This is a genomic window from Rhodococcus sp. 06-418-5 (assembly GCF_002258285.1).
Lineage (GTDB): Bacteria > Actinomycetota > Actinomycetes > Mycobacteriales > Mycobacteriaceae > Rhodococcoides.
Genome location: NZ_NOYE01000018.1, coordinates 20,559 through 38,451, shown reverse-complemented (window position 1 = coordinate 38,451; position 17,893 = coordinate 20,559). Strand labels below are relative to the sequence as shown.

The following is a 17,893-nucleotide window of genomic DNA, read 5'->3' as shown; positions in this document are numbered from 1 at the left end:
ATTCACCAGCCGAACGGGTCCGCATCGGACCCGGGCAGCCAACTGTTGCCGGGGCGGACCCATCCTCGTGCCTTGATCATCTTCTTCGCAGCACGCTGATTGCGGCCGATCAGGCGGTCGAGGTACAGGTGACCGGCCAGATGGTCGGACTCGTGCTGCAGACACCGAGCCAGGTAACCGTGGCCCTCGACCGACACGGGAGCGTTCTCCACATCGACACCGGTCACGCGGGCCCAGTCCGCGCGGCCGGTCGGGTACCGCTCCCCCGGTACCGACAGACACCCTTCACCGTCTCCGGGGTCAGGCATCGTCTCCGGGATCGCCGACGTCTCGAGCACTGGGTTGACCACGTGCCCGCGGTGACGGACCCCGCCGTCCCTGAGGTCGTAGACGAACACTGCACGCGGGTCGCCGACCTGGTTGGCAGCGAGTCCGGCCCCGTGCGCCGCGGTGTTGGTCTCGAACAGGTCCTTCACGAACGCCACCAACTCGGCGTCGAACACGGTGACGGGTTCGGCGACCGTCGTCAGCCGCGGGTCACCGGCAACGAGAATGGGTCGAATCGCCATGCAACGAGGTTACTGTCGAAGCATGGCTCATTCTCGTCGCTCCTCCACTGCGCAGCCCGCCGACAAGGTCTGCGCCTCCTGTGGGCGACGAATCGAGTGGCGCAAGAAGTGGGAGAAGAACTGGAATGACATCAAGTACTGCAGCGATGCGTGCCGGCGACACAAGGTGAGCGCCACCGACAAAGAACTCGAAGACAAGATCCGTTCTCTGCTCGACGCCCGGTCCCGCGACTCCACGATCTGCCCTTCCGACGTCGCACGAGCCCTGTCCGACGACGGTTGGCGGGAGTTGATGGAACCGGTCCGCCGCGCCGCCCGCCGGATGGTCGACGCGGGAGAAGTCGAGATCACCCAGAAGGGATCCGTGGTCGATCCCTCGACTGCGAAGGGCCCAATCCGTATTCGTTGGAAGCGTTGACCGGCGTCGCAGAAACGTGTCGGTGGGTGGGTATAGCTTTCGTGGGGTGAAGACATGGGGGGATGTGTTCGAGCTCGGGGATCAGGAATTGGTCTCCGAGCTCGCCGACGTGTCGTCCCACGAAAACGCGTTGGCTGCAGCGAGATTGGCACTGCTCGCCGAGATCGACCGGCGTGGCCTGGCGATGAAACTCGGGCACTCCTCCGTCACCCGCTGGTACGCGAGGTCGGTGCGCATCACCGACGGATCCGCGGCGCGTCAGATGGAACTCGGGCAATGGCTCACCCAGTGGCCGAGCGTGCTCGACGCCCTCGCAGGTGGTGAGATCCATGCTGCGCACGCGTCGGCGATCGCCGACGGCTACGCCACCGTGGTGGTCGCCGACCCCACCCTCGACGAGCGGCGCCGCGACGCCGTCGTCGCGGAACTGCTCGAGACCGCGATGCGCGGCACCGCCGGGCAGGTCAGCTCCCGTGCTCAGGCACTCGCGCATTCTGCGGCAGAGGACGCCCGAGCTCGACACGAGCAGGCCGAGAAGAAACGACTAGAGCAGGAACGAGCGCGCGAGCAAGAGCAGGCGGGCCGAGCCGATGCCGGTGGTTCGAATGATGCCGGTGGTTCGAATGATGCCGGTGGTTCGGGTGGGCCCGAACCTGCTGGGCCCGAGCCTGTTCCGTCGGGGCCGCCGCCGGTACCGGTGTCGGAGAACCCGGGTCTGAACCGGTTTGATGTTCACCGGCTGGCCAGTGGCCGCTTCCAGCTCGGTGGCGACGTCGACCGGCTCCTCGCCGAGAAGCTGCTCACAGTGTTGTCGAGTTTGACCGCACCGCAACCGGGCCCGGGTGGGGAACGTGACCCGCGGAGTCCGTCGAAACGCCGGGCCGATGCACTCGATCGGATTCTCGACCGGCACCTCCGCGGTGGCAGCCGCGGGGCGTCGGGTGGTTCGCGGGCGTCGGTGCACCTGATCGTTCCGCTGCGCGACCTGCTCAGCGACCGCATAAACAAGGAAACTGCCAGCGCACCAACGGGTTCGACAACACACGCTACCGGTGCTGACGGCGGTCACCGCGCCAGCGAGAGTGCTGGTGCCCACGGCAACTCACGAACCAGTAATGCCGACGCCGGTCCCGATGGTGGTGCTGACGGCGGTCACCGCGTCAGCGAGAGTGTTGGTATCGACGGCGGTTCACGAACCGAAGACACCGACGCCGGTCCCGATCGAGCCACCGGCCGCGGTCAACGCGCCAGAGGGAGTTCTGGTGCCGGCGACCGTTCATGCACCGGTGACTCTCCCGAGAGTCGTGTCGGTCGCAGCACCGACGGCGGTGTCGCTGCCGGTGGTAGTGATGCGAGGGAGAAGTCCGTTCCCGAGCCGGGCGATGCGGACTGGCCGTTCCACCTCGACTGGACCGGCCCGATCAGTCGCTCCCTCGCCGAACTTCTCACCTGCGACGCAGACCTCACCCCGGTGATCGTCGACCACCACGGCGTCCCGCTCGCGCTCGGGCGCACCACCAGACTCGCCACCGACGACCAACGCATCGCCCTGACCATCCGCGACCGATGCTGCGTCATGTGCGGCCGCCCCGCACAGTGGTGCCACGCCCACCACGTGAGGTTCTGGGAACACGGCGGCAGAACCGACCTGAACAACCTCGCGCTGGTCTGCGGCGAATGCCACCGCCTCGTCCACCACGGCCACTGGCAACTGCTCATGGGCGACGACGGACACCCCTACGCCATTCCACCCGAATCCGTCGACCCCACACGCCAACCCATCCCCAGCTACCACCGACGAAAACAGCGAGCAGCCTGACGACAGGTCAACCGCGCAGCTCACGCTTGAGCAGTTTTCCGCTCTGATTGCGTGGCAATTCGTCGACGAAGGTGACGGTCTTGGGCACCTTGAACGGCGCTATACGACCTTTCACATAATCAATCAACGCCTGCGACGACAGCGCACTGCCGTCCTTGAGCACGACGACTGCCGTCACCGCTTCGATCCACTTGTCGTCGGGCGTCCCGATCACCGCAACCTCGGCGACCGCCGGATGGGTGTAGATCGCATCCTCCACCTCGCGTGACGCGACGAGAATGCCGCCGGTGTTGATGACGTCCTTGATCCGGTCGACCACGGTGATGAACCCCTCGGCGTCGCGGGTCACCAAGTCACCGGAATGAAACCACCCATCCGAGAACGCATCTGCCGTCGCCTCCGGCTTGTCCCAGTAGCCGTCGCACAGCTGAGGAGAACGGTAGAGGATCTCTCCGGCTTCGCCGTCCGGCACGTCGTTGCCGTCGGCATCGACGACACGGGTCTCGACGAAGAACACCGCACGGCCGCACGACGCCGGCCGCGCCTCGTGCTCCTCGGGCTGCAATACCGTTGCCAGTGGACCGATCTCGGACTGCCCGAAGCAGTTGTAGAACTCGATGTCCGGGTACCGCTCACGTAGCCGAGTGAGAACGGTGACAGGCATGATCGACGAACCGTACTGTGCCTTCTTCAGCGACGACAGGTCGCGCGTGGCCAGGTCGGGGTGATTGGCGAGCGGAACCCACACCGTCGGGGCCAGGAACAGAGACTTGATCTTCTCCTCTTCGATGCGGCGCAGGATCTCCGGAACGTCCGGCCTGCGCATCAAGCGGACCGTGGCACCCACCGACAGATACGGCAGCATGAACACGTGCATCCCAGCCGAGTGATACATCGGCATCACGAGCAGTGGATCGTCGTCCTGGGTGAACCCGAGCGCGATGACGCACGAGACGTACTCAGCGACGAGCGCTCCGTGAGACATCATCGCGCCCTTGGGTTTCGACGTCGTTCCGGAGGTGTAGAGCAACTGAGCGAGGTCGGTCGAATCGGCGGCGGGTTCGAGTTCGGAGCCGTCGCCGTCCGTGCCCAGTACATCGGGCAGGGAAACCACGTGCTCGATCGTCAGGTCTGCACGAACGGAGTCGAGGGTGGCCGTCAAAGCCGGATCCACGAGCACCACGCGGGAGCCCGACTGATCGAGCATGTACTGCAATTCGTCGCCCACCAGCGCGTAGTTGATCGGAACGTGCACCAATCCGGCTCGCGCACAGGCGAGAAACGCAACAACGTACGCATCCGAGTTGACGCCGTACGCCGCGACGCGGTCACCCTTGTTCAACCCCAACGCGATCAGTCGTCGGGCGGCGCGGGTGACGGCGGTATCGAGTTCTCCGTAGGTGTGGCTGCGTCCCTCGAATGTCACGGCGAGACGGTCGGGGAATTTCGCGGCCGACCGCCGCAGGACGCCGTCGACGGTGTTCACTCGTGTTCCGCTGCTCATCACCCGACGTTATAGGACGTCCAAGCATCTCGTCCCGTGTTTGGCTGCCCTTACGGTTCGCGCGGCGTCAGCGGGGCATGCGGCAACGTATGACACTCAAGCAAGCACTCGACAGCCTCGAATCGGCATCTTTCCTCGACGGAGCGAGCAACGCGATCAACGACGTCCTCGAGCCCGCACTCGACGACAGCACCGTCGGCGGCGCGCTCCGCGGACAGTGGATCGGCCACCCCATCCACCCGGCTCTGGTCAACGTCACCATCGGCAGCTGGACCAGCGCCGTTGCTCTCGACCTGCTGAATCACCAGTCGAGAGCAAGCAAGCTCGTGATCTCCATCGGGCTCGTGTCCGCGCCGGCCGCCATCGCCACCGGATGGGCCGACTGGTTGACGATGAACCCCCGCCAGCGACGAGTCGGGATCATCCACGCGGCCTCCAACGCGACCGGCGTCTTCCTCTTTCTCGGCTCCTACCTACGTCGCCGGAAACAGACCGATGGCATCGCCAAGGCCCTGGCTGCAGCCGGTCTCGCCACAGCGAGCGTCGGCGGCCTCATCGGCGGCCACCTCGCGTACAGCTCGATCGAGCAGAAACCGGCTCCAGCAGGCAAGCACAGCCTTCGCAGCTAGATCGACAGTTGCTCCGATCGGCGCTGCGGGCTGCCGCCAGAACAAGCATCACGAACATCGAACCGACCGACCGCCGATCCCTTCACTCGTATCACCGGTAGCATGTCCGTACACCGTACGGTAGACTGCGTCGGCCCCGGACGAACCAGCGTCGGGGGCGGCGAAAGGCGACCTCAGCGCACATGACCCAGGCCCAGCCGACCACCCCAGTCCAGCCATCCAGCAACGAACTGTCCACGATCATCGTTCGCGGAGCACGCGAGAACAATCTCCGCGACGTGGACCTCGACCTGCCCAAGCGATCGCTCGTCGTGTTCGCGGGCGTCTCCGGGTCGGGAAAGTCGTCACTCGTGTTCGACACCATCGCTGCCGAAGCGCAACGGCAGATCAACTCCACGTTCACCGCGTTCGCCCAGACCTTCCTGCCGTCCTACGGTCGCCCCGACGCCGATCTGATCGCGAACCTGTCGGCCGTCGTGATCGTCGACCAGAAGCGCCTGTTCGGTGGCCCGCGGTCGACGGTCGGCACCATCACCGACATCGGCGACTGGCTGCGCATGCTCTGGTCCCGCGGCGTCACCCCGACGATCGGGTTCGCGAACGCGTTCTCGTTCAACGACCCGGCCGGCATGTGCCTCGAGTGCGAAGGGCTCGGGGAGGCGAAGGTCGTGGACATCGGCGAACTGGTAGACGAGTCGAAGTCCCTGCGCGAGGGGCCGTTCCGGCACCCGGACTTCGAGGTCGGCAAATGGCCGTATCGGGTGTTCGCCGACTCGGGCCTGTTCGATCTCGACGTCCCGATCGAGCAGTACTCCGCCCGAGAGCGCCACATCTTCTTCGACGCCAAGCCCGGCGAGGTCGAGGTGCTGAACCCCGACGCCGTGATGAAGAGCTACGAGGGAATCGTGTCCCGGTTCCGACGCAGCTACCTGACCAAGGACGCCGATGCCCTCAAAGGCAAGGCCAAGCTCGCGTTCGAGCGCATCGTCACGCGCGGTGTCTGCGAGTCCTGCGGCGGCTCCCGCTACAACGAGACCATCCGCGGCGCCACGCTCGAAGGCCTGTCTCTGCCCGACGCGTTCGCGATGCAGGTGTCCGAACTCGCCGACCACATCGACGGGTGGCAGATCGGCGGCTTGGGCACCGTCACAGCCGAAATCGTCACGCAACTGCGAAGACTCGTCGATCTCGGTCTCGGCTACCTCAGCCTGGACCGGGCGACGTCGTCGCTGTCGGGCGGTGAATCCCAGCGCATCAAGATGGTGCGCCACCTCGGCGCCACCCTCAACGACATGCTCTACGTGTTCGACGAGCCGACCACAGGCCTCCACCCCCGCGACGTCCACCGCCTCGACGACATGTTGCTCGCGCTGCGCGACAAGGGCAACACCGTCCTCGTCGTCGAGCACGACCCCGAGGTCATGGCGATCGCCGATCGGATCGTCGAGATCGGCCCAGGCGCGGGAAAGGCCGGCGGCACAGTCGTGTTCGAGGGCACTTACGACGAACTCCGCCGCGCCGACACCAGGACCGGTGCCGCGTTGCGTCGCGAGGGCGTCGAATTGCGCACTCCCCGTACCCCTTCGGGTTGGCTGAGCATCACCGGAGCAAACACCCACAATCTGCGCGACGTCAGCGTCGACGTCCCGCTCGGAGTCCTGACCGCCGTCACCGGGGTCGCCGGTTCCGGCAAATCCAGCCTCATCCACGGCCACCTCCGGGAGGCAGCGCCGGACGCCGTCATCATCGACCAGGCACCCATCCGCGGTTCGCGCCGCTCCTCCCCCGCGACGTACACCGGTCTGCTCGACCCGATCCGCGCATACTTCGCCAAGAAGACCGGCCAGCCGCCGTCTCTGTTCTCGCCCAACTCCGACGGCGCCTGCCCCGACTGCCAGGGCAGCGGGGTCATCTTCACCGATCTCGGGTTCACCGACCCGGTGACGAGCACCTGTGAGACGTGCCAGGGCAGGCGTTTTCGGTCGGGTGCGATCCGGCATACCGTCGACGGCGTCAGCATCGCCGACATCTTCGAGATGTCCGTCGAGGACGCGCAGGACTTCTTCGAGGTCAAGAAGATCCGTGACATCCTCCGCCGGTGCCGGGATGTCGGGCTCGGCTACCTCTCGCTCGGCCAGAATCTGTCGTCGCTTTCCGGCGGAGAGCGGCAACGGCTCAAGCTCGCCACCGAACTGGTCGGGTCGTCGCCGGTGCTGGTACTCGACGAGCCGACGACCGGTCTGCACCCGTCGGACGTGTCGAACCTGATTGCGTTGCTGTCCGGAATGGTGGACGAGGGCAGGTCGGTGATCGTCATCGAACACAACCTCGACGTCATCGCCGCGGCCGATTGGGTCATCGACCTCGGCCCCGACGGCGGACACAACGGCGGACTGATCACCTTCACCGGAACCGTCGACGAGTTGGTGGTCTCCGACACCCACACCGGCACGTACCTGGCACGGAGCCTGGGTCGCTGACCGCGACCCGATAGTGTTGGCGCTCCAAGAGGCACCGGAAACACAGGAGTGGCAGTGCAGCGTCGATCGGCACGAATGATCTCAGCCGGGTTCGCGGTCATCGCGCTGGTCGCGACCGGATGCGGCAACACGACCACGGACTCCCCGCCGACCGCTTCCTCCACCACGGCGTCGAGCGGGGAGTTCCCGAGGACGATCGCATCGGGCTCGGACGGCGAGACCGTCACCATCGACGCGATGCCCCGTTCGATCGTTTCTCTGAGCCCGACGGCGACAGAGACCCTGTACGCCGTCGGAGCGGGTGAGCAGGTGGCGGCCGTCGACGATCAGTCGGACTATCCCGCCGATGCCCCGAAGACCGGGCTGTCTGCGTTGACGCCGAGCCTCGAGGCGATCGTCGCGTACGACCCCGATCTGGTGATCACCTCCACCGACCTCGGCCTGGTGACGTCCACCCTGGCCGAGGCAGGCATTCCGACGCTGCTGGTCCCGGCCGCGACGAGCCTCGACGACGCGTACTCGCAGATCGAACAAGTGGCAGACGCGACCGGGCACGACGCCGAAGGTGATGCGGTGGTCGCGCAGATGCGTGACCGCATCGATGCTGCCGTCGCGAGCGTGCCGACACGCGATCAGCCGTTGACGTACTTCCACGAACTCGACGACACCCTGTACACCGTGAGCAGCCAGAGCTTCGTCGGCCAGATCTACGGATTGTTCGGTCTGCAGAGCATCGCCGACGGATCCGGGGCGGGTGATTACCCGCAGCTGTCCGCCGAGTCGGTGATCACCGCGGATCCCGATATTGTGTTCCTCGCCGACGCCCAGTGCTGTGGTGTCACAGCCGAATCGGTCGCGGCTCGACCGGGGTGGAGTTCGATGACCGCCGTCCGAGACGGCAGGATTTTCCCGATGGACGAGGACCTGTCGAGTAGATGGGGGCCACGGATCGCGGACCAGGTGGAAGCCGTCGCCGCCGTGGTGCAGCAGATTCCCGAGTGAACTCGGCGGGTGACCGGACACCGCGACCACCCGCCGCGCTCTACACGATGCTGTCGCGGTGCATGGCCTCGATCTCGTCGGCGCTGCACCCTATTTCGGTGAGCACCTGGTCGGTGTCGGCACCGTGCTTGCGGCCGGTGTATCTGATCCGGCCGGGACTGCCACCCATCCGCCACATGACGTTCTGCATGCGCACGGGGCCGAGGTCGTCGTCCTCGACGGTCGTCACCATCTCGATGGCGTTCACCTGCGGATCGGACAACAGGTCGCTCGGCTTGTAGACGGGAGCGACTGCCGCTCCTGCCTTTTCGAACTCGTCGATCACCACGTCCTTGGTCCGCTTGGCAATCCAGCCGCCGACGTACTCGTCCAGAAGGTCGGCGTGGGCGGCGCGCTGACGCCCGGTGGCGAACCACGGTTCGTCCAGCACCTCGGGGTGACCCACCAGCACCAGCACACGTTCGGCTATCGAGTTGGCGCTCGTGGAGATCGCCAACCAATACCCGTCTGCGGTCTTGTACAGGTTGCGGGGCGCGTTGTTGCTCGACCGGTTCCCTGTTCGCTCCTGATCGATGCCCAGTTGATCGGCATAGATGACGCCCGGCCCGACCGCAGCCATGATGGGGCTCAACAGATCCAGGTCGATCTGCTGCCCCTTGCCGCCGTTGTTGGTGCGGTGCAGTAGAGCCATCGACACGGCCGACGAGCCCGCGATCCCGGCAAGGGAATCGGCCAAGCCGAACGCCGGAAGCGTCGGCGGCCCATCGGCTTCGCCGGTCAGGTGCGCGAAACCACTCATCGATTCGACGAGCGTTCCGAAGGCCGGTCTGGTCGCGTACGGTCCGGTCTGGCCGAAGCCGGTGACACGCAACAGGATCAGACCAGGGTTGAGCTCGGAGAGAACGTCATATCCCAGCCCCCAGCGTTCGAGGGTTCCCGGCCGAAAGTTCTCGACCACCACGTCGGCTTCTGCGGCCAGGCGTCGGAATATGGCTCCGCCTCGGGAGTTTCCGAGATCGAGGGTGACCGTGCGCTTGTTCCGCCCGATCATCGTCCACCACAGCGGGTGACCGTCCTTGTCCAAGCCGTGCCCGCGCATACCGTCCGGCTTGGTGGGGTGCTCGATCTTGATGACCTCTGCCCCGAAGTCGCCGAGGATCTGCGCGACGAGGGGGCCTGCGAGAATCGTCGAGATGTCGAGTACCTTGATGCCCTCCAGTGGCCCCGTCACAGGTACGGGCGGTGCAGGTAGCGGCCGGCGGGCGCACCGGAGACGGCACCATCGGCGAGTACCCGCTGACCACGGACGAACGTGTCGGTCACCTTGGCACCTAGCTCGAATCCCTCGAATGGTGTGTACTCCTGCGCAGACTCGGAATCCTCCGGACGGACGGTCCAGGTGCGGTCCGGGTCGATCAGGGCGATATCTGCGTCCATCCCGACGGCGATGTCGCCCTTACCCGGTAGGCCGTAGCGTCGGGCCGGGTTGAGCGAAGTGAGCTCTGCGATACGCCGCCAGCTCAGGCCGCGCTTGCGTCCCTCGCTGACCAGCCCTGGAAGCAGATACTCGGCACCCCCGAAGCCGGACTTCGCGGCGAAGATGTCGCCGCGGTCCTCGGCGAACTTCTTCTCGTCCTTGCAGCACGCATGATCGCTGACGACCCAGTCGATGTCACCTGCGAGCAGGTGCTCCCACAGCGCTTCGACGTCGTCGCGCGGACGCAGCGGCGGGTTGACCTTGCCGCCGAGACCGTATGCGGTGTCGATATCGGCCAACAGGTGCCCGATCGTGACCTCACGGCGGAAGTTGACGTGCGGGAACGCCTTTGCCATCCGCATCGCCGCAGTCAACGCCTTGCGCGAGGACAGGTGCAGCAGGTTGATGTTGGGCAGCTGCGTCTCGTCGGCCAGGAACGACGCGATGGTGACGGCGAGGCCCTCCGAGTGCGGTGGCCGTGACGCGCTGTACGCAGCCAGGCCCTCGAGGGTGCCTTCTTCTTCGACGATCTTGGTGTACGCGCTCATGATCTCGGCGGTCTCACAGTGCAGCGACAGCGAGATGTGATCGGCCTTGTCGCCCATCTGCTCTCGGGCAGCCTGGATGCCGCGCATGACGAACTCGAAGTGCGCCAGGTCGTAGCGCTCCCCCTCTGGAGTCATGAGGAATTCGCTCTGATCGGTCGACCGGCCGTGGAGCCCGTGGCTGCCGTAGAACATGAAGATCTTGAACGAGGTGACGCCGTGATCGGCAATCAGCGAGGGGATTTCGTCGATGTGTTCTTTGGACATCGGCGCGAGGTGGTACGCGTAGTCCACGTACGGGCGCCCCTCGGTGGCGTCGAGAACCTTCGGGAACACGTCGGCGTAGGAACCACCCGTGTTCATGTAGTACTGGCCAGTCCGCATGTAGGACAGTGAGGTGGTCACGCCGCCCTGGACACACGCCCGCGACTCGGTCTCGGCATCGTCGCCGAGCGAGTTGTAGATACCCCAGTGCTGGTGTGCGTCCACCACACCGGGGAATGCGACCTTGCCGGCAGCGTCGATGACGGTCTCTGCGGATCCTGCATCGATGTTCGCCTCGATACGGGTGAACTTGCCGTCTTCGATCAGCAGATCCAGAAACTCACCCTCGTCGGGGGCGTCGGATCCTGGCCGGACTACGCGCGCATTGGTGATCAAAAGCGTTGACATGATGGTCCTTTCGAATTTCTTCACTAGAGTTCGTTGATTCTGAGTGAGCTTGCCGCGAGGTAGGCCAGTCCGAGTGCCGGGAGCAATCCGTTACCGGCGAGGTACCCGGCAGCACCGTGGCCGGAGATGCCCATCGCGGCACCGCCCGAGGCGAACAGGCCGGTGATCGCCGAGCCGTCGGTTCGTAGAACACGTGCGTTCTCGTCCACGACGAGCCCGCCCTGCGTATGGAACAAGGCGGGCACGATCTTGATGGCTGCATACGGACCGGTGAGCGTGTGCTCGAATGAGCTGCGGCCGAACGGATCCGAGGCCTCTCCCGAGGCATACCTTTGCACAGCGGTGAGTTCCTCCACCACCGCCGCAGGTGGGAGCCCCGTTGCGGCCGCCAGGCCGTCCATATCGTCGGCCCATACTGCCGCACCCGAGTCGACGGTCTGTTGGAAGTCTTTGAACGACATGCACTTGTCGTAGATCGACCGGTCGATGACGACCCAGCCCTCGGATCCGGGTCTGGCGGCCAGAATGGCCGCATACTCCGAGTAACCTGTCGTCTCGTCACCGAACCGGCGTCCGGAGGTGTCGAGCACGATGCCGCCGTGCATCACCGTCGCCCATCCGACGAGCGTCGTGGCCTGCTTGGACAGTGCAGCATGCCCCTGGTAGGCATCGAGATACGCCGACTCGGCACCGAGACGACGGCCGATGGTGAGCGCATCGCCCGCGGAGTGCTCGCTGCCGTGATACCTCGCAGCGGCGATCTCCGGTACGTGCTCCGCCACCATGGCCGCGTTGGCACCGTAGCCGTTGGTGGCCAACAGAACTGCACGGGTAGGAACGACGTCGACGCTGCCGTCGGGCATCGTGATCGTCACTCCGTCGACAACCCCGTCGGAATCGACTGACACGTCGGTCAGTCGCGCGGGTGTCAACATATCGATGCGCGGCTCGTCGGCGACCGCTCGCGCGAGGTGCTCGAGCATCCCACTACCGTGGCGGCCTTCGACTGTGTGACAACGCAATTGCGAGTGCCCCGGGTACGAGAAGTCGGTCACGAGAGAGAGCGGCAGTCGGACGTGATCGGCGAGCCACTCGACCAAAGTGGCACTGACTTCGGCGAGCGCCGACGCCAGCCGATGGTCTGCACTGCCTTTCGTCTTGCGCATCACGTCGTCGAGGAACTGCTGCGGCGAGTCCTCGATTCCGGCCTCCCGCTGCCATCGTGACCCCGCGCCGGGAATCATCGCGGTCGACATCGCGGTGTTGTTGCCTCGCTTGAAGTGCGCACTGGCCTCGACGACCAGCACGTCGAGGCCGAGCTCGGCGGCGCGGAGCGCAGCAACGAGGCCGCCGCCCGCGCCGGCCACGATCAGGTCCGGGCCGTCCTCGCTCACGCGGACACCTGCAGTTCGGATCGCAGACCCAGTAGCCGTAGCGCAGTGGCGGTCGGGTCCACCACTTGCGGCGACGCGGGTGGATCGACGAGATCGACGGCCGAGCACGCATTGATTGCGATGGTGCACCGGAGCTTCCTCGCGTGCTCCGAGACCGCTCTCCCCCAGGCCCGGGTGTCGGCGATATCGTGCACACCGAGCCCGAGTACCTGGGTTGCCTCGGCGACGACCCCGTAGAACGCGAGCCGGCGATCCATCTCCGCAGCGATCACATCGTTGCGGGCGAGCGCGCCGATTCGATGCCCCTGGGACGCGTAGAACGATGCCGTCAGCCGGGTCAGGCCGTAGAGGGGCCGGATGAACGAGTCCGCCTCTTCGGCACAGGGATCGAGCACGCAGTCGGGCAGAAACCCATCCGCTTCCGTGTCGTGCACAGACCGAAATGCAGCAGACAGCACCTCCTCCGACCGTCTGACGTCACGTTCGGTGTCCAGTGCGCTCGGCGCGTCGGACCCGATGTTGCGGAGCTCGACGGTGATCCCTGCGGGAGAAAGGTGGTCGTACCGACCCTGGCGCCGCTGCAATTCTGCCGCGTCGACGTCGATCGGGGTGAAGGCCAAGAGATGCATGTGAAGTGAACTCCTAAATACCGAGGTAGGCAGCTTTGACCCGCTCGTCGTGTGCCAATTCGGATCCGGTGCCGGTCAACACGATCGATCCGCTCTCGATGACGTAAGCGCGATCGGAGATCGCGAGTGCCTGTGCGGCGTTCTGTTCGACGATCAGCACGGTCACGCCCGAATCACGGATTCGCACGATAGCGTCGAGCACTTGAGCAGCGAGCTTGGGAGCGAGCCCGACCGACGGTTCGTCCAGCGTCAGAACTCGCGGCTTCGACATCATCGCGCGACCGATGGCGAGCATCTGCTGCTGACCGCCGGACATGGTGTCGGCCCGCTGTTCTCGTCGTTCGGCGAGAATCGGGAACAGTGCGTAGACCTGGTCGAGGGATTCCTTGACGCCGCTGCGCTTCTGGGTGTACGCACCCATCTCCAGGTTGTCGGCGACGGTGAGACTGCCGAACAGAGCTCGGTCCTGTGCGACGTGCACGAGTCCTGCCCGGACGATTCGATCCGCCCGCATTCCGTGAATGGCGTTGCCGTCCAGCATGATCGTACCGCCGGAGGTGGAGACCATACCGGACAGTGCGCGCAGCGTCGTCGTCTTGCCTGCCCCGTTGGCACCGATCAAAGAGACTATCTCGTGTCGGTCGACCGCGAGGTTCAGCCCGTGCAGGATTTCCAGACGACGGTATCCGGCGTGCAGGTTGTCGATCTCGAGCATCATGCTGTTTTCTCCTCACCGAGGTACGCCTCGACGACACGGTCGTCGGCAACCACCGTGCGTGGGTCACCCGAGGTGAGCACGGCACCTTCGTGCATGACCACCAGGCGCTCGGACAGGGCCATCACCGCGGCCATGATGTGCTCGACGAACAGCACCGTCTGGCCCTCCTGGTGCACTGTGCGCAGCAGTTCGATCATCGGTGCACGCTCGGCTGGGACCAGCCCGGCGAGAACCTCGTCGAGGAGCACGACGCGCGGCTCCATGGCCAGTGCGCGCGCGAGCTCGAGTCTCTTCAATCCCGCGGTCGACATGGCCGAGACCTTGCCGCCGACCTGATCGGACAACTGCACACGATCGAGAACATCGAGGGCATGACGCCGCGCATCCCTGCGTGACTTGCGCTTCGACAACGCGGCGATGGTGACGTTCTCCAACACCGACATCGACTCGAACGGGCGCATCAGTTGGAACGTGCGGACCAGTCCGGCGCGCGCTATCTTGCTGGCCGGCCAACCCGTGATGTCGGTACCGTCGAAGATCACTCGGCCCGTGGTCGGTGGCTGTTCACCCGACAACAAGGAGAACAAGGTCGTCTTACCTGCCCCGTTGGGGCCGATGATCCCGAGGAATTCGTGCTCGGGCACATCGAGGCTGACATCGCGCACCGCATGGATACCCGAGAACGACTTGCTCAGGTTCTCGATGCTCAACAGGCTCATCGGTTCCACCTCTCACGGATCGTGCCGAAGATTCCCTTGGGTAGGAAGATCACGATCGCGATCAGAATCACCGAGTACGCGGCAACGTCCAATCCGATTGTTCCCTGCAGGAATTCGAGGAAGGCGGGTGGGTTTCGTAGCAGTTCGTTGATCAACTCGGACAGCGGCCCGATCACCGCAGCACCGATGACCGGTCCCCAGATCGTGCCGATGCCACCGATGACGGCCGGAACGATCGCTTCGACGGAGACCGCCGAACCGAAGGCCTGCTCCGGTCCGACGAAGAAGTAGTACTGCGTGTAATAGACACCTGCGACGGCGGTCAGCGCACAACTCGCCGCTACGGCGATCAACCGGTACTTCATCGTGTCGATACCGAGTGAGGCTGCGGCGGTTTCGTCGTCGCGGGTGGCTTGGACGAACTGCCCGGCCCGCGAACGGGTGTAGAAGATCGTGCCGAGAACGGCGAGGGCCAGAATGACGAGTGGAATCCAGACGTAGTTGGGGCTGCCCTTTTCGAACTGCAGCATCCACCACGAATCCCGTGGCAGGATCGGCACGTTGAATCCCTCGGTCTTGTTGAAGACTTCGAGGTTCTGCACCAGCAGCAGGAACATCTGCGCGAAGGCGAATGTGGCCAATGCGAAGTAGGACCCGGCCAATCGGTAGCGCAGACACAGGTAGGCGATGAGCGTTCCCACCACCGCCGAGATGATCGCCGCGAGGATCATCGAGATCCACGGCGAGACGCCGCGTTCGACCAAGAGATACGCACCGGTATAGGCACCGATTCCGAAGAAGGCGGCGTGGCCGAAACTGAACATGCCACCGAACCCGCTCATGATGTTCCACGCCACGGCCATCACGGCGAAGATCAGCGTGCGAACGGCAACGGTCTGTGCCTGCTCACCGAGCATCAGCGGCAATGCCGCAACCACGACGAAACCGATGGCGAGCGTGATCAATTGGCGTCGGAGCCAGGTGTCCTTCAACCGTGGATCGTGCTGCACCGGAGTGGGTGCGCTTGTTGTCGTTGTCATCGGCGAGCTCCGTACAATCCTTCGGGCTTGAGAAACAGGACGAGGACGAACACCGCGAAGACGAGGATCAGCGAGCCTGTTCCCGGTAGATACAGCGCACCGACGGTCTGCACGAGGCCGATGACGAGGCCACCGACCATCGCTCCCACGACACTTCCGAGTCCACCGAGAACCACGATGACGAACGCCAGGATGGTGAACTGTTCTCCGACCGACGGCGTGAGACTGGTGAACGGTGTCATCAACCCGCCGGCGACGGCGACGCACGCGGCACCGATACCGAAGGTGAGCGCATAGACCCTGCCGATGTCGACGCCCACGAGTTTCGCGCCTTCGGAGTTGGATGCGACTGCGCGAATGGACAATCCGAGCGGCGTCCGCTTCAGCACCGCGCTGAGCGCGACGGCGACCAGAGCGGCACCGATGAACGCCACCACGCGCGGCCACGACGCCACCGCACCGAGAACGTCGAGGGAACCGTCGATCGGTGCCTGGACCGATTGTGGTCGCCCGCCGAAGATCATCAGCAGCACGTTGATGATGAGCAGAGACAGGCCGAGGGTGACGAGCAAAGGGCCGTCGTGGCTGCCACTGATGGTCAGCTTCGTCAGCAGAGTTGCCTGAACGACCATGCCGAACAGGAACATCACCGGAACTGCCAGCAGCGTCGCGACGTAGACCGGCAACCCGGCAGTGGATAGCGCGTACACGATGTACATCGCCATCGTCAGCATCGCGCCCTGAGCGAAGTTCACGATGCCGAGAACGCCGAAGATGAGCGTCAGTCCGACCGAGATCAGTGCGTACACGCCGCCGAGCAGAAGCCCGGAGACGACCGACTGCGTGACCAAGCCCTGATCTTTACCACCGACGAGGTAGATCACCGCCATGATGACGACGATCGCTGCTGCGACCGGGATGCCGGGGTCGATCCCGGCCAGACCTCGCTTACCCGTCTTCTCCGCAGTCGAGGTAGCCGCCGTCACTGGCCGGCTCCCACGGGGAATTCGATTGCGTCCGTTGCGAACTCCTCGGGAAAGACCTGTGCGATTGCACCGTCGCGGACCTGCATGACAATGACGGTTGCGTTCTTGTTCTGACCGGTCTCGTCGAATTCGATCGGTCCGCTGAACGCGAGGAGCGGGTCGTCGATCGAGACGCCGGAAATCGCCTCGCGCAGATCTTCCGGGTCACTGGAGGCTCCGTCGTTGAGACCCGCCGCGATGACCTCGACCGCCTGGTAGGACAGCATCGCTGCCGTCTCCATCGGGCGTCCGTACTGGGCCTCGAACCGCGTACGAATGTCGGTGACGCGGTCGCTGGTGGCGTCGAAGTGGTAGTTGGCGCTCAACACACCGTCGCCGGCCGCACCTGCGTCGCCGGGAAAAGAGCTGTCGTCGAACGCGCCGTTGGCAATTCCGTAGACACCCTTGACGTTCAGATTCAGCTGCTCGACGGCGCGGGCGATCAACAGACCGTCCGGGTAGTAGCCGGTGGCGACTATGACGTCGGGGTTGGATACTGCAGCCTCACGCACCTGTGTGGTGGCGTCGGAGAAATTCGTTGCAGGATAGGTGATTTCCTGCACCGACGAGATTCCCTGGTTCGCAGCCTCGGCCTCGAATGCGTTGAAGACACTGTCGCCGAACGATCCTTCGATGTGCAGGTAGGAGACTCGATCGATGGCCTGACCGGTCTGCTCTTCGATCGCGGCGAGCGCCTTTGCACCGTCGGTTCCCATGCTGGAGGCGTTCGGCTGCATGCGGAAGGAGTACTGGTACCCCTGGTCCAGGATCTTGTCGTCCACCGCCACGTCGATCACAAGCGGTACCCGCGATCGTTCGGCGACAGAGGCGACATTCTGAGTGACGTCGCTCTGGTACGTGCCGATGAGCGACACCGCGCCGTCGTCGATCAGTCGCTGCGCCTCGCTCTGTCCGACCTCTGCTTTGCCCTGGCTGTCACCCGATACCAACTCCAGTTGCCGACCGTCGAGGGACGAAATGCCGCCTGCTGCATTGATATCGGCCACCGCCAGTGCAGCACCGTCGTTCATCAGACCGCCCACACCTGCCAGCGCTCCGGTGGTGGGATGAACCGATCCGATCTTGATGGGGCCGGAGTCGTCCGAACCGGTGGACGAACCACACGCTGCAGCACCCACGACGGCAACGGCCGTCAGCACACCTACGAGCTTCTTCATTGTCGAATCTGCCTTCCGCGCCTACCGGCGCCGAGTCGAACCACTGGGCGGAACCAACCGTTCCGCTGAGCGCAC

Annotated in this window: 16 protein-coding genes and 1 pseudogene; 6 read left to right on the top strand and 11 right to left on the bottom strand. The window is 64.9% G+C overall.

The genetic code is table 11. From position 1 onward, the window contains the following. Positions 1-2: 2 nt before the first annotated feature. Positions 3-569, bottom strand: a complete 567-nt coding sequence (locus CH274_RS16090) for a peptide deformylase (protein WP_094658086.1) — start codon at positions 567-569, stop codon at positions 3-5. Between CH274_RS16090 and CH274_RS29730 the strand changes: the two are divergent. From CH274_RS29730 to CH274_RS29720, 3 genes and pseudogenes are all read left to right on the top strand, one after another. Then, a pseudogene (locus tag CH274_RS29730) lies at positions 553-720 on the top strand (DUF2256 domain-containing protein); the annotation flags it as partial. The gene CH274_RS16090 and the pseudogene CH274_RS29730 overlap by 17 nt on opposite strands. A 15-nt stretch (positions 721-735) precedes the next feature. After that, complete coding sequence (locus CH274_RS29725) at positions 736-987, top strand: DUF3253 domain-containing protein (protein WP_235387273.1); 252 nt, start codon at positions 736-738, stop codon at positions 985-987. Between the two features lie 46 nt (positions 988-1,033). After that, complete coding sequence (locus tag CH274_RS29720) at positions 1,034-2,806, top strand: HNH endonuclease signature motif containing protein (protein ID WP_256993600.1); 1,773 nt, start codon at positions 1,034-1,036, stop codon at positions 2,804-2,806. A gap of 7 nt (positions 2,807-2,813) precedes the next feature. Here the strand turns inward: CH274_RS29720 and CH274_RS16070 are convergent, their stop codons facing one another. After that, positions 2,814-4,310, bottom strand: coding sequence for an acyl-CoA synthetase (locus CH274_RS16070; RefSeq protein ID WP_094658084.1), 1,497 nt, complete (start codon positions 4,308-4,310; stop codon positions 2,814-2,816). An 89-nt stretch (positions 4,311-4,399) separates the two neighbouring features. Here CH274_RS16070 and CH274_RS16065 point away from each other — a divergent pair, with 89 nt between their 5' ends. From CH274_RS16065 to CH274_RS16055, 3 genes are all read left to right on the top strand, one after another. Then, positions 4,400-4,939, top strand: a complete 540-nt coding sequence (locus CH274_RS16065) for a DUF2231 domain-containing protein (protein WP_094658083.1) — start codon at positions 4,400-4,402, stop codon at positions 4,937-4,939. A gap of 182 nt (positions 4,940-5,121) precedes the next feature. Beyond that, complete coding sequence (locus CH274_RS16060; RefSeq protein ID WP_094658082.1) at positions 5,122-7,419, top strand: ATP-binding cassette domain-containing protein; 2,298 nt, start codon at positions 5,122-5,124, stop codon at positions 7,417-7,419. 75 nt (positions 7,420-7,494) lie between these two features. After that, complete coding sequence (locus CH274_RS16055) at positions 7,495-8,421, top strand: ABC transporter substrate-binding protein (RefSeq protein ID WP_094658081.1); 927 nt, start codon at positions 7,495-7,497, stop codon at positions 8,419-8,421. Positions 8,422-8,461: 40 nt separating this feature from the next. Here CH274_RS16055 and CH274_RS16050 read toward each other — a convergent pair whose 3' ends face one another. From CH274_RS16050 to CH274_RS16010, 9 genes are read right to left on the bottom strand one after another with little or no spacing between them, the layout of a single operon-like run. Continuing rightward, positions 8,462-9,652, bottom strand: a complete 1,191-nt coding sequence (locus CH274_RS16050; RefSeq protein WP_094658080.1) for a CaiB/BaiF CoA transferase family protein — start codon at positions 9,650-9,652, stop codon at positions 8,462-8,464. Next, complete coding sequence (locus tag CH274_RS16045; RefSeq protein ID WP_094647123.1) at positions 9,649-11,115, bottom strand: dihydroorotase; 1,467 nt, start codon at positions 11,113-11,115, stop codon at positions 9,649-9,651. The genes CH274_RS16050 and CH274_RS16045 overlap by 4 nt, the downstream gene beginning before the upstream one ends. 23 nt (positions 11,116-11,138) lie before the next feature. Beyond that, positions 11,139-12,509, bottom strand: a complete 1,371-nt coding sequence (locus CH274_RS16040; protein WP_032394951.1) for an FAD-dependent oxidoreductase — start codon at positions 12,507-12,509, stop codon at positions 11,139-11,141. After that, a complete protein-coding gene (locus tag CH274_RS16035; protein ID WP_094629320.1) occupies positions 12,506-13,138 on the bottom strand; it encodes a hypothetical protein in 633 nt (210 codons plus the stop codon). The genes CH274_RS16040 and CH274_RS16035 overlap by 4 nt, the downstream gene beginning before the upstream one ends. 13 nt (positions 13,139-13,151) lie before the next feature. Further along, positions 13,152-13,856 carry an ABC transporter ATP-binding protein gene (locus tag CH274_RS16030; protein WP_032394949.1) on the bottom strand — a complete coding sequence of 235 codons (705 nt, stop codon included), beginning with the start codon at positions 13,854-13,856 and terminating at the stop codon, positions 13,152-13,154. Further along, on the bottom strand, positions 13,853-14,575 hold the full coding sequence (locus CH274_RS16025) for an ABC transporter ATP-binding protein (RefSeq protein ID WP_032395095.1): 723 nt from the start codon (positions 14,573-14,575) through the stop codon (positions 13,853-13,855). The genes CH274_RS16030 and CH274_RS16025 overlap by 4 nt, the downstream gene beginning before the upstream one ends. After that, complete coding sequence (locus tag CH274_RS16020; protein ID WP_052049407.1) at positions 14,572-15,615, bottom strand: branched-chain amino acid ABC transporter permease; 1,044 nt, start codon at positions 15,613-15,615, stop codon at positions 14,572-14,574. The genes CH274_RS16025 and CH274_RS16020 overlap by 4 nt, the downstream gene beginning before the upstream one ends. Continuing rightward, positions 15,612-16,601 (bottom strand): branched-chain amino acid ABC transporter permease, encoded by a 990-nt coding sequence (locus tag CH274_RS16015; protein WP_045199335.1) that lies wholly within the window; start codon positions 16,599-16,601, stop codon positions 15,612-15,614. The genes CH274_RS16020 and CH274_RS16015 overlap by 4 nt, the downstream gene beginning before the upstream one ends. After that, positions 16,598-17,818 carry an ABC transporter substrate-binding protein gene (locus tag CH274_RS16010; RefSeq protein ID WP_094629323.1) on the bottom strand — a complete coding sequence of 407 codons (1,221 nt, stop codon included), beginning with the start codon at positions 17,816-17,818 and terminating at the stop codon, positions 16,598-16,600. Before CH274_RS16010 ends, CH274_RS16015 begins: the two co-directional genes overlap by 4 nt. Between the last annotated feature and the right edge of the window lie 75 nt (positions 17,819-17,893).

What these genes read in the sequence shown, in the direction of transcription:
- CH274_RS16090 (WP_094658086.1), bottom strand. Translation starts at nt 569, where the DNA reads ATGGCGATTCGACCCATTCTCGTTGCCGGTGACCCGCGGCTGACGACG.
- CH274_RS16070 (WP_094658084.1), bottom strand. Translation starts at nt 4,310, where the DNA reads ATGAGCAGCGGAACACGAGTGAACACCGTCGACGGCGTCCTGCGGCGG.
- CH274_RS16065 (WP_094658083.1), top strand. Translation starts at nt 4,400, where the DNA reads ATGACACTCAAGCAAGCACTCGACAGCCTCGAATCGGCATCTTTCCTC.
- CH274_RS16060 (WP_094658082.1), top strand. Translation starts at nt 5,122, where the DNA reads ATGACCCAGGCCCAGCCGACCACCCCAGTCCAGCCATCCAGCAACGAA.
- CH274_RS16055 (WP_094658081.1), top strand. Translation starts at nt 7,495, where the DNA reads ATGATCTCAGCCGGGTTCGCGGTCATCGCGCTGGTCGCGACCGGATGC.
- CH274_RS16045 (WP_094647123.1), bottom strand. Translation starts at nt 11,115, where the DNA reads ATGTCAACGCTTTTGATCACCAATGCGCGCGTAGTCCGGCCAGGATCC.
- CH274_RS16035 (WP_094629320.1), bottom strand. Translation starts at nt 13,138, where the DNA reads ATGCATCTCTTGGCCTTCACCCCGATCGACGTCGACGCGGCAGAATTG.
- CH274_RS16030 (WP_032394949.1), bottom strand. Translation starts at nt 13,856, where the DNA reads ATGATGCTCGAGATCGACAACCTGCACGCCGGATACCGTCGTCTGGAA.
- CH274_RS16025 (WP_032395095.1), bottom strand. Translation starts at nt 14,575, where the DNA reads ATGAGCCTGTTGAGCATCGAGAACCTGAGCAAGTCGTTCTCGGGTATC.
- CH274_RS16020 (WP_052049407.1), bottom strand. Translation starts at nt 15,615, where the DNA reads ATGACAACGACAACAAGCGCACCCACTCCGGTGCAGCACGATCCACGG.
- CH274_RS16010 (WP_094629323.1), bottom strand. Translation starts at nt 17,818, where the DNA reads ATGAAGAAGCTCGTAGGTGTGCTGACGGCCGTTGCCGTCGTGGGTGCT.